Annotated in this window: 13 protein-coding genes; 12 read left to right on the top strand and 1 reads right to left on the bottom strand. The window is 32.8% G+C overall.

Features of this window, described 5'->3' with window-relative positions:
* Positions 1 to 19: 19 nt before the first annotated feature.
* From ACFWM3_RS12690 to ACFWM3_RS12635, 12 genes are all read left to right on the top strand, one after another.
* Complete coding sequence (locus ACFWM3_RS12690) at positions 20 to 1,162, top strand: M20 peptidase aminoacylase family protein (RefSeq protein ID WP_390311543.1); 1,143 nt, start codon at positions 20 to 22, stop codon at positions 1,160 to 1,162.
* A gap of 109 nt (positions 1,163 to 1,271) precedes the next feature.
* A complete protein-coding gene (locus ACFWM3_RS12685) occupies positions 1,272 to 2,057 on the top strand; it encodes a polysaccharide deacetylase family protein (protein WP_056475422.1) in 786 nt (261 codons plus the stop codon).
* A 247-nt stretch (positions 2,058 to 2,304) separates the two neighbouring features.
* Positions 2,305 to 2,784 (top strand): PH domain-containing protein, encoded by a 480-nt coding sequence (locus tag ACFWM3_RS12680; RefSeq protein ID WP_390311542.1) that lies wholly within the window; start codon positions 2,305 to 2,307, stop codon positions 2,782 to 2,784.
* Positions 2,771 to 4,192 carry a PH domain-containing protein gene (locus ACFWM3_RS12675; protein ID WP_390311541.1) on the top strand — a complete coding sequence of 474 codons (1,422 nt, stop codon included), beginning with the start codon at positions 2,771 to 2,773 and terminating at the stop codon, positions 4,190 to 4,192. The genes ACFWM3_RS12680 and ACFWM3_RS12675 overlap by 14 nt, the downstream gene beginning before the upstream one ends.
* Before the next feature lie 103 nt (positions 4,193 to 4,295).
* Positions 4,296 to 5,732 carry an FAD-binding oxidoreductase gene (locus tag ACFWM3_RS12670; protein ID WP_390311540.1) on the top strand — a complete coding sequence of 479 codons (1,437 nt, stop codon included), beginning with the start codon at positions 4,296 to 4,298 and terminating at the stop codon, positions 5,730 to 5,732.
* Between the two features lie 4 nt (positions 5,733 to 5,736).
* Positions 5,737 to 6,273, top strand: a complete 537-nt coding sequence (locus ACFWM3_RS12665; RefSeq protein ID WP_056475434.1) for an MFS transporter — start codon at positions 5,737 to 5,739, stop codon at positions 6,271 to 6,273.
* Between the two features lie 322 nt (positions 6,274 to 6,595).
* Positions 6,596 to 6,775, top strand: a complete 180-nt coding sequence (locus tag ACFWM3_RS12660) for a hypothetical protein (RefSeq protein WP_390311539.1) — start codon at positions 6,596 to 6,598, stop codon at positions 6,773 to 6,775.
* 150 nt (positions 6,776 to 6,925) lie between these two features.
* Positions 6,926 to 8,437, top strand: coding sequence for an MDR family MFS transporter (locus ACFWM3_RS12655; RefSeq protein ID WP_390311538.1), 1,512 nt, complete (start codon positions 6,926 to 6,928; stop codon positions 8,435 to 8,437).
* A gap of 91 nt (positions 8,438 to 8,528) precedes the next feature.
* Positions 8,529 to 9,155: a class I SAM-dependent methyltransferase gene (locus ACFWM3_RS12650; protein WP_390311537.1), complete on the top strand. Its 627-nt coding sequence runs from the start codon at positions 8,529 to 8,531 to the stop codon at positions 9,153 to 9,155.
* A gap of 155 nt (positions 9,156 to 9,310) precedes the next feature.
* A complete protein-coding gene (locus tag ACFWM3_RS12645) occupies positions 9,311 to 9,733 on the top strand; it encodes an RrF2 family transcriptional regulator (RefSeq protein ID WP_390311536.1) in 423 nt (140 codons plus the stop codon).
* 119 nt (positions 9,734 to 9,852) lie between these two features.
* Entirely contained in the window at positions 9,853 to 10,560 is a 708-nt protein-coding gene (locus tag ACFWM3_RS12640; protein WP_056475447.1) for a nitroreductase family protein, read from the top strand.
* 273 nt (positions 10,561 to 10,833) lie between these two features.
* Positions 10,834 to 11,427: a YdeI/OmpD-associated family protein gene (locus ACFWM3_RS12635; RefSeq protein ID WP_098429337.1), complete on the top strand. Its 594-nt coding sequence runs from the start codon at positions 10,834 to 10,836 to the stop codon at positions 11,425 to 11,427.
* 230 nt (positions 11,428 to 11,657) lie between these two features.
* Here ACFWM3_RS12635 and ACFWM3_RS12630 read toward each other — a convergent pair whose 3' ends face one another.
* A complete protein-coding gene (locus ACFWM3_RS12630) occupies positions 11,658 to 11,975 on the bottom strand; it encodes a hypothetical protein (protein ID WP_390311535.1) in 318 nt (105 codons plus the stop codon).
* Between the last annotated feature and the right edge of the window lie 92 nt (positions 11,976 to 12,067).

Raw genomic sequence — 12,067 nt, 5'->3', positions numbered from 1 at the left:
AAAGGGAGATTGGCTAATTATGAATAAGATTAATACATGGGTTTCTAAGCATGAAGAATCCATAAAAACTACTTATCATTACCTTCATAATCATGCTGAAATTAGTTGGAAAGAGGTTGAGACAACTAAGTTCTTATGTAAACAATTAGAAAAATTGGATATTCCATACGAAACATTCGAGGACATAACGGGTGTCGTTGGATACTGGGGAAATAAAAATGAAGGACCAACAATCGGGATTAGATCAGATATGGATGCTTTGTGGCAGCTAGTGGATGGAGAATGGAAAGCGAATCATTCTTGTGGTCATGATGCTCATATGACCATGGTCCTTTATGCCATTACTTGTTTGAAGGAAATTGGTTATGAACCTAAAGGATTGATAAAAATAATCTTTCAACCAGCAGAGGAAACAGGGAAAGGTGCCAAAGCAATAATTGAAAGAGGTGTTCTAAATGACGTGAAACTCTTACTCGGTCTTCATGTACGTCCTATTCAAGAATTGAAATTTGGAGAAGCGGCACCTGCTATCTATCATGGGGCTACTACTTTATTAAAAGGGAACATTAAAGGACTACAGGCTCACGGTGCTAGACCCAATCTTGGTATAAATGTAGTCGATTCACTTGGAGCAATCATTCAAGCAGTCAATGCGATAAAGGTAGACCCATCTGTTTCTGCATCTGCAAAGCTGACTATGGTTAAGGCCGGTGGAGATAATGTAAATATCATCCCAGACTATGCTGAGTTCGGAATTGATGTTCGAGCAGAACGAAATGATATAATGAAAGAGCTAATTAAAGATATTGAACAAGCGGTTTTTGCAGCTGGAACGGCCAATCATGCAGAAGTTTCTATGGAAACCATTGCAGAAATGGTGGCTGCAGAAAAGAGTCCCCTTATGGAAGAGGTTATAAAAGCGGCAATCGTGGAAGCGATGGGAGTTGAAGGTTTGGCACCAGCGGTTATTACTCCTGGAGGAGAGGACTTTCACTTTTACAAAACAAACTTCCCTCATATACAAACAACAATGGTTGGCTTAGGAACAGATTTGGAGCCGGGCCTACATCACCCGAATATGAGCTTTAATCTAGATTCTCTGTCAAACGGCGTTAAAATCTTAAGTACTGCTATAATCAAAATGTTGACATTATCACAATAAATGGATGAGGACTCGGTTGTTTACGAGTCTTTTTTATTTTGTAAGAGAATTAATTATACTAGGGACTGAATTTGGAACACTAATAGAAAAAGATAAAGGGAGGATTTTTATGCGAAAAATAACTTTATTTTTTCTATGTCTATTTTTGTGGATACAGTTGCCAGAAAAGACACATGCTGCAGACAAAATTCCAATTTTAATTTATCATAATATTGATGAGTTTACGGGTCATGGAGTAAGGGATTTATTTGTTTCACCAGAGAATTTCGAAAAACAAATAATTTATTTACGTGATCATGGCTTTACGCTTTTAACGTTTGAACAATGGGGAGACCGTAATAAAGTAAAGAAACCGATCTTTATTACGATTGATGACGGTTATAAAAATAACTTAAATGTATTAAAAATCTTTCAAAAATTGAAATCGGATACGTTTACACCAAAAGCAACTATATTTGCGATATCCGACTATATTGGATGGCCGGATCGTCTTTCAAGTGCGGAGTTAAAAAAGATGTCTGATTCAGGGATGTTTTCAATCCAATCGCACACTGCAACCCATCCAGATTTAAGGAAGATAGATGATTACAAGCATGAATTGAAAGATTCAAAAGATAAGATCCAATCAATTACTGGAAAAGCTGTGATCGCTCTCTCGTATCCTTATGGTTATCATAATGATAAAGTTATTGAGGAAACAAAAAAGTACTATACTTTTGCAGTAGCGACAGATCCGAAATATTTTGTAGAAAAAGGTACAAAGAATGAAGTCTATCTTTTACCTAGAATCTATATTAAATATGACACTACAATGGATGAATTTGCTAAGCTTGTAGAAGGACAAGCTAAAGTAATTGTAAATTTTAGAGAATCTGAGACTATTTATAACGAGTGAATGAAGGTTTCTCAAAAGTCTTTGTACGTTAGACTTTTGAGATAGCCTTTTTTTTATTGATTTATTAACTTAAAGATATACATAATGAAATTGTTTTATATTGCTTAGTTAAATGATTAATTTTTTCTTTTACCATGGGGAAAATTACCTTTTTTTAACTTTGTCGATAAATAGGAGGTTTGTGAATAGATTGTCTCATGGTATGATATAGTAAGTGATAGATTAATGAGATAGAAAAGGTGATTAAATGAGACCAAATCCATCACAAAGACCATCACCTAAAATGAGGTCAGTATGGAGAATAACATCACTATTAAGTAGTATCTCTTTAGTTGCATTACCAATTATCTATTATTTTCTTATGAGATATTTTTCACTTCCCTTCTTTATTCTGATGATTATTATAGGTGTCGTTATAGCGTTAATTATTTTTTTAACTTTATTTTTACCAACACTTAAATTGAAATATACCGCATATGAGATTTATGAAAATGAGTTAGAAATCCAAAAAGGAATATTTGTTATTAAACGAATTGTAATTCCTATGGTCAGAGTTCAACACGTTACGACAGAAGTAGGACCAATACTGCGTCGATACGGTTTATCTACAGTGAATATTTCCACGGCAGCCACCACACATGAAATTGAAGGCTTAGAACACCATATCGCTGAGAAGCTTAGAGATAAAATTATCTACTTAGCAAGGATAAGTGATGAAGATGTATGAGCCAAAAAGACAACATCCAGCTTATATACTTACCGTATTTTTAGAACAAATTAAAAACGTACTAATACCACTAATTATACTTTTAGTTTCAGGTGGTAAAGGGTCTATGTTTCAATATTTGTTTGCTGCTGTTCTGATTGTTTTTCCAGTTGCTTCAGCAATTATAAAATGGTATCGATTTACTTACTATATAACTGAAGATGAATTTAGAATTCGTTCGGGATTATTTGTAATCGAAAATACATTTATTCAAAAAGAACGTATTCAGTCTATTTCAATTAATGCTGGATTTATTCAACAGCTTTTTAATGTAGTGAGCGTACGAATTGAAACAGCTGGTGGAAAAAAAGCTGAAGGTATATTAAATGCAATACCTAAGGAAGTGGCACTTTCATTAAAAAATGAAGTATTAAACTCTAGAAAGAAAAAAGTAGGTTTGGGTGTAGCTGAGGAAAATAGTGTACAAGCAGTGCCATTAGTCGATATAAGTTTAACAATTGAAACGAGAAAACTTTTCTTAGCTGGAATCACTTCCTTTGAAGTTGGACTAGCTTTTGCCGTTTTAGCATCATTATTTTCTCAAATTGAGGATTTACTCCCGCATAGTATTTATGTGGCAATATATAATCAAATACAAACATTCACTTACATGATGTTTTTTATTGTATTTTTAGCTAGTTTATTACTTTCCCTAATTTTTTCAACCATTCGATACATATTAAAATTTGCAAACTTTACTGTCCAAAGAAGAGATGATCGAATTATTATTACAAGAGGGTTATTCGAAAAAAATGAATTTACGGTGTCTTTAAAACGAATTCAAGGAGTAGTTGTAAAAGAAGGGATCCTTCGTCAATTATTTGGCTATTCTACAGTTTACGTCGAAGCTGTTGGCATGGGAGATAAGCAGGAACAAGGTAGACATGTACTACATCCATTTATTAAAACTAAGGATGTGCACTTATTCCTAAAAAATTTTATTCCTTCTATTAACTATGATGAAATATCAAACCGAGCACCAAAAAGAGCTCGAAAAACATATTATTCAAGAATGATTATTACTTTTCTTCTAATAGCAAGTGGAATTGTATTACTTCCATTTGTTCATTTCTGGGCTTATGGCATTGTTTTAATCGGTATATTTATTGGGGAATTAGGATTTAGAAATGCAGGCTATACATTATTAGATCGAACTGTGATCATTCAGTCTGGTTATTTCTCAAGAACAACTGCGATTTTACCAAAAGAGCGAATACAAGTATTGATCGGTGAACAAAGTTTCCTTCAAAAAAGGGTAAAACTAAAATCGATCTTCATTACGATTCTTTCAAGCCAATTTGGTCGTACTTATCAGGTAAGACATTTAGATGAAAAAGACGTTAATCGAATGATTGGTTGGTTTAGTTAATAAATATTTGTACATTATTTTTAAATGAAGACGTGTATACATTAGTGTAAGCACGTCTTTTTTTAACGCTTAAATTTATTTTTTCTACTGGGAGGAAAAGAACTTGAGGAAACGAATATTTGTAGGAATACTCCTCTTAACCGTGTTTGTTACAGTTTTACATACGCTGTGGAACAAACCTGCACCATTAAGGCATGGAGTAATTGATGATGTTGGCCATCTTCTTCCTACTAAAATTGATCGGATTGTCAAAGGAAAGGAAGTAGATCAATTAAAGAAAATTGTAATCGATGCAAAAAAACAAGGGAAGACAGTTTCAATTGCAGGCGAGCGACATAGTCAAGGTGGTCATACATATTATAAAGATGGTGTGGTGATCGATTTAAAAACATTTAATAAGGTTGAAAAAGTGGATCCCGTTGAGAAGACAGTGATTGTTCAAAGTGGTGCAACATGGGGAGATATACAAAAAGCGATTAATCCTTATCATCTTGCATTAAAGGTAACTCAGTCACAAGAGATTTTCTCAGTAGGCGGTTCATTAAGTGTGAACGCACACGGTCGTGATATTCGGAATCACTCATTAGCTAGTACAGTTAATTGGTTTACATTATTAACACCTGAAGGGAAAGTAATGAAAGTAAGCCGCACAGAGAATAAAGAATTATTCCCTTATGTATTAGGTGGATATGGATTATTTGGAATTATTTTAGAAGTAGAGTTTCAACTAACAGATAATGAATTATATCGAATAGAAACAAAAACGATGGACTATAAGAAATATCCAAATTATTTTAACAAGAACGTTTTAGAAAACGAAAATGCAAGAATGCATATTGCTAGAATTTCTGTAGCACCAGATAGCTTTTTAGATAAGGTTTATGCAATTAATTATATGGCAACTTCCCGTAAAATGTCCGATTCAGATCAAGAGCTGAAGGATGATCATTCCGCTTTTTTACCGAAGTTGGCACTAGGTATGTCCAGAACTTCGGATATTGGTAAGGATCTCTTTTGGGATTTTCAATATCGCTTTATTCACTCCTTAAATGGAAACTATGAAACTCGTAATAATGTCATGCGTTCTGAAAGTAAGTTTATGGAATTCGATGACCGTCAAGATACACAAGTTTTACAGGAATTTTTTGTACCTGTAAATGAATTTGTTCATTACATTGATGATGTTAGAGACTATTTACAATATGAAAATTTAAATATATTAAATATAACGATCCGTTACGTTGAAAAAGATGATGAAACAGTCATGAATTATGCGAAAGATGATATGTTTGCATTCGTTGTTTTGATTCAACATTGTAAAGATAAAGATTCTGTTCAATATGCAAAAGAGGTAATTCAAAAGTGGACTGATATAACGTTGGAGCATCGCGGTACTTATTATTTACCTTATTATCCATATCAGTCGAAGCAACAAATGGTAACAGCATACCCAAAAATGCAAGATTTTTTCAATAAGAAAAGAGAGTTTGATCCGAATGGTGTATTTATGAATACTTTTTATGAAAATTATGGGGAGTAGTCCTATGAACCGTTTTTTAATCGCATTACTTAGTATTATTGGGTTTAGTAGCTCTTTAGTATTTCCATATTATGTCCTCTTCTTAAGGAATATAGGAGATGCGTATGATGTATTTAGTTTATTATATGGACTCTTTTCATTAAGTTTGAGTGTGGTCGTATACTTTGGTGGTCGATTCGTTGACCGCGTTTCACCATTTTTATTAATGATATTTCATTCATTATTTTGCTGTTTATTGTTTTTTTCACTGCCTTTGATCGATAATATAAAGATTGTCTATATTGGGCAAGTTTTATTTGGAGGATTTACTGCGTTATTCAAGATCGCTGAAAAGAAATTATTTATGAACGCTTCATCTGATTTTTATAGAAGTTACTTATTTTGGACATCTTTTGTAACAGCTATTTGTATTATAGGTGTAGGAACTTTACTTGAATCAATTGACATTCAATTTATGTTTCATTTAGCGGCTTGGCTTTTCTTAATAAGTGCACTCGGTCTTTGTTATAAAATGATAATGAGCAAGGTGTCGACTAGTTGAATGTTTTTGGAACGAACGGTCTGGTTCTTAGCAATGAAGTTTATTCTATAAATTCAATTCAACACAACAATGTTTTGTTTTTTATTGATTGTTATTATGCGTAACGTTGTTATATTCCTTTTTATACAATAAAGTTAATGAACTAGTAGTATATTTTACAGATAAAGTACTGTTTTTAATAAAAATAAAACAATAAATTTAAAATTTTATATTGTCTAAGTAACGAAACAATGTTATATTAACTTTAAATTAATTAAAGTATTTATGGAGACATTCATACTTTATGTGAAGTTAAATTGTATGGAAGGAATGATTATATAGTATGAGACATGAGGAAGCTGTAGGAATTTTTTATGCTGCTTTTGTAATTTTAGGAGTAACGATTGGTTTAGGTGTAGGTTATTTTACATCACATTTAATCGTAGGAGGATTTCTTGGTTTTGGAATTGGAATAGGTTTAGGTCTATTAAGTAATGCTATTTTATACATTAATAAAGACTGATTTTGACTGCTGTTCTAATGAACGCCAAAGGTTACTTTAGCTCGTCATCAGGCTAAGCGCCCGTTTTTTAGCAGTCAGATACTTAAGTTAGGCCATGAATACAAAATTGAAGTTAAATTTTATGCTTGAAATGTTAAAGGAGAGATGGTCATGCAAAAAAGGGAAACTAAATTGGTTCCTGTTATGATTGCGTTATTGCTTGGGATATTTTTCGCTTCCCTTGATAACACAATCGTTTCTACCGCGATGCCTACTATTTTAAAGGATTTAGGCGGCTATGATAAATTTGTTTGGGTAACTTCGGCTTACTTAGTTACAGAAATGGCTGGTATGCCAATTTTCGGTAAACTTTCTGATATGTACGGTAGAAAAAGATTTTTTATGTTAGGTATTATATTATTCATTTTAGGTTCAGTTCTTTGTGGAACAGCGACTTCTATTATTCAGCTTAGTATTTACCGTGCAATTCAAGGTATAGGTGGAAGTGCGTTAATGCCAATTGCTTTTTCAATTATTTGGGATGTGTTTCCTGTTGAAAAGCGTGGTAAAATGAGTGGTGTTTTTGGTGCTGTTTTTGGGTTATCAAGTGTTCTTGGACCTTTAATTGGTGCTTATATTACGGATTATATTAACTGGCGATATATTTTCTATATTAATATTCCTTTTGGACTTTTAACACTTGGACTAATTAGTTATTTTTATGTCGAGTCAAAAAACCACACAAAGCAACAAATCGACTGGTGGGGTGCTACAACATTTATTATTAGTATCATCTGTTTAATGTTTGCACTTGAGCTAGGTGGAAAAGAATATGCTTGGGATTCAGTTCAAATTTTAGGTTTATTTGCTGGATTTGCTGTTTTCCTAATTGTCTTTTTATTTATTGAACGTAAAGCAACTGAACCGATTATTTCGTTTAGCATGTTTAAATATCGTCTTTTTGCTGCAAGTAACTTTGTTGGCTTATTTTATGGAGCGGCATTCATCGCTGCAACAATTTATATACCAATCTTTATCCAGTTTGTTCAAGGTGGAACAGCTACGAATTCAGGTTTAGTTTTATTACCAATGATGGTGAGTGTAAGTATTTCTGCCGCATTTGGTGGAACTTTAGCAAATAAAACTAGTTATCGTAATATCATGATTGGATCGGTTGTACTTTTATTAGCAGGTATTATTTGTCTAGGTACTTTAACACCTGATACGTCTAAATTCCAAGTGATCGTTTATATGATTATTGTTGGATTTGGTGTAGGGGCATCATTTTCAGTTCTTGGTATGTCTGCGATGCATCATTTTGATAATGAAAATCGTGGTTCAGCAAGTTCAACTAACGCATTCCTTCGTGCACTTGGCATGACAGTAGGTATTACGGTTTTTGGTGTTATTCAACGAAATGTATTTACAGATAAAATTGCTGATGCATTTGCAAAAAGTGGCGCACCTCAGAATTTCTCTAATATTAATCAAGCCTTTACTCCTGAAGCTGCCAAATTGATTCCTGCGCCAATACTGACAAAAATTACTGACGTGTTTTCAACATCAATTGCCCATACATTCCTTTGGACATTAGTTCCTGTAGGATTAGCATTGATTTCAATTTTCTTAATGGGTAACGAGCGTTTATCAGATAAAGAAATAGCTAAGAGCAATGCGTCATAAGTAGAAATAAAAAAGAAAGACCTTTGGTCTTTCTTTTTTTGAACACAATAATATAGCTCAAGTGGAATGATTTTTGAAAGGGGATTTACATATGACAGAATTTTGGGAATCGAGTTTTATAGATAATCAAGCGATGTGGGGATATGAACCTTCAGACTCCACAATTTTAACAAAGGACTATTTCCTTGAAAAGAATGTTAAGGATGTATTGATTCCAGGGATTGGATATGGTAGAAACGCAAAGATTTTTACTGAAAACGGAATAAACGTAACAGGTATTGAAATATCAAAAACAGCGATTGAATTGGCAAGGCAAAATGGGATTGATTTTACTATTTTTCATGGTTCAGTAACCGACATGCCTTTTGATCAAAAGCTGTACGACGGCATATTTTGTTACGCACTGATTCACTTATTGAATAAACATGAGAGAGAGAAGTTTATTAAAGATTGCTATAATCAGTTAAAGCCGAATGGCTATATGGTATTTACTACGATTTCAAAAGATGCACCAATGTTCGGAAAGGGCAAACAGCTAGATAAAGACTACTTTGAAATAATGGAAGGGATAAAAATGTTTTTTTATGATTCTGACTCGATCAAACAAGAGTTTGGAAACTATGGATTGATCGAAGTTTCCGAAATTCTTGAGCCACATAAGAATATGGAAAATAAACCTCCGTTTAAATTTACGATGGTGAAATGTCAAAAGAAATGATTATTACCTTTATTAAAAGTGAATTTAGGAAAGATGTAGGGATTTTCTAATTTCGCTTAATTTCTTTCATCTCGCTATAACCCTATCTCTTAATAATTTAGATAAGGTTGTCTTTTTCTAAAAATAGTTTAGACTAGTAACTGAGGTGAATGATCTTGAAAGATAAGGTTTCTAGTACGAAATGGTTTGGACTAGCACTGCAATCTCTACTAGTTTTAGCAGAGCAAGACGGAATCTGTCCAAGCGCAGTATTAGCTCAAAAACTTGAGGCACAGTCTACTTTTTTAAGAAAAATTCTTGCCAATTTAGTTAAAGCAGGCATTATTTCAGCTAAAGAAGGACGAGATGGTGGATATTATTTAGCCAGAGATGCTAATGAAATTACTTTAAAAGATGTTTATGATGCGATGAGATCAGATCCATATTCAAAAGGCTTTTTAGATGTAAATAGTAAGGAATGTTTTGCGCCATCTACTCGATCTGCTTTATACGATTTAAAAGATGAGATGGAAAGCTGGCTTGTTGAAGGTCTTGCAAAGAAAACAATTTCAGACTTATTACCAAAAGAAAATGGGTAAAATAAGATCGAAACTAAAGTGTTTCGATTTTATTTTTCTATAAACTGTAGTTGACTTTTATACAGTTAAAGTCATATACTGTATTTGTAAAGGATACAGTTAATTAAGGAGAGATTAAAATGTCTAAAGTTAAATCTGAAAAAGAAGAGTATTTAAATAAAGTAAACGAAATTGATTTTGGTAAAGAAGCTCCAAAAGAACTTGATAGTACGGATTTCTTTACTGTAGCAAAGGAAAGAAGATCAGTTCGTCACTACGATCCAAGCTTTCAAATGTCTGATGATGAAATTAAGGAGTTATTAGAAATTGCAGTTCAAGCTCCATCTTCTTCAAATCTACAGCCATGGAGATTCCTTGTTATTAAGGACCAAGATACTAAGCAAAAATTATTACCAATCGCTAATAACCAACAACAAGTTGTGGATGCTTCTGCAGTAATCGCTGTTTTAGGTGATACAGAAGCATACAAAAATGCTGATCGCATTTATGATGAATTAGTTGAAAAAGGTATGATGACACAGGAAGTGAAAGACTTCTACGTAGGATCAATCGTGAAAAACTACGGTGGTTTACCAGAAGAAATTGCAACAAAAATTGCTATGGTTGATGGTGGATTAGTTTCAATGCAATTTATGCTTGCAGCAAAAGCAAAAGGTTTAGATACAGTTCCAATGGGTGGATTTGATCAAGCGAAGTTTGTGGAAGCATTCAATGTACCAGCAAACTTCAAACCAGTTATGTTAATTTCAGTTGGTAAAGGAATCAAAGCAGGCTTCGAAAAAGTTCGTTTAACTTTAGATGAAGTTGTTGCTTGGGATCAGTACTAATTACTTAGAAGAGTATGAAGAGCAGTGATAAGGGAAACCTTGGACCTGTTCTTTTTTTGTGTGAAGGAAATTTGCATCCGTTTAAAGAATAAATTTTTGGAGGGAACTAATTCTCTATCAAATTAGCTAAAAATAAGTAAAAAATGAGTCAATCCGAGTGGTATTAAAAAAACATGTATAGTAAAATTTACTAAAATAATAATTCTTAAGTTAATTTATATTTAAATAAACGCTAAAAAGTTGTCTGAAAGAATTAATGTGAGGTGTTTATCGATGACAAATAATAATATGCATCCTAAAGTTGAAGCATTTTTATTGAGAGCGAAAAAGTGGCAAGAAGAATTTTATAAGTTAAGGGAAATTGTCATTGACTGTGAACTGACAGAAGATTTTAAATGGATGCATCCTTGTTACACACTTGATAATAAAAATATCGTTTTAATTCATGGTTTTAAAGAATATTGTGCACTTCTGTTTCACAAAGGTGCGTTGTTAAAAGATCCAAAAGGCATTCTGATTCAACAAACAGAAAATGTACAATCAGCACGTCAGATTCGTTTCACCAATATTCAGGAAATAATTGAAATGGAAAGTGTCTTGAAGGACTATATTAAAGAAGCAATTGAAGTGGAAAAAGCAGGTTTGCAAGTAGAATTAAAAAAGACTTCAGATTATGAAGTTCCTGAAGAATTACAACTTAAATTAGATGAAAACCCGGCCTTAAAAACGGCTTTTGAAGCATTAACGCCAGGACGTCAAAGAGCTTATATTTACTATTTTTCTCAACCAAAACAATCAAAAACCCGTACGTCTAGAGTTGAAAAATACATTGATCAAATTCTCGATGGCAAAGGATTAAATGATTAGTATATTTTTAGGAAACCAATAAAATTTAATATTGCTTAGACAAAGTACAAAAAACTTGATTTTCAGACTGATTGCAAGCGCTTGTCTTTCGAGGCGCGAAGCCTGATGAGGAGCGGAGTTACCTTTACACGGTAATGACCACCGCAGGTAGGCGAAGCAACGAAGAAAGCGAGCGTTTGTCAACAGTCTGAACGATTAAAATTGCTCTTTAATTTTAAGGTAACAAAAAATTAATTCTCGCCAATCATGCCGACTTTTTTGTTTGTCTTTGTATCTATATAGATAACGATCTTCTCTTCAGGATGATCTCCATTAAAAGTAACAGAATATAGCTTATCTTTATGATAATTTTTATTAAATATTGTAGCATTATTAGGTATGGATTCTTCTTTTTTAATGACCCCATGTTTATCACTTAACGCAGCCTGTTCATTTCTAGTTAGGCTAGAATATGCAATGCCTTGGATATTTTCTTCATTATTTTTTTCACAACCAATTACTGAAAGAAGCATAGATGTTATCATTAATATGAAAAAACTTTTTCTCATAAAATCAACTCCCTTTCTATATATAATAACATGTAGTACATAAAAAAATGTTAAATATTGGTACTTTTTCTTACTGTTCAAAATTATTGAAA

Source organism: Gottfriedia sp. NPDC058432, assembly GCF_042721555.1.
In the GTDB taxonomy this organism is placed as follows: domain Bacteria; phylum Bacillota; class Bacilli; order Bacillales; family Bacillaceae_G; genus Gottfriedia.
This window is presented reverse-complemented; position numbering and strand designations above follow the sequence as displayed.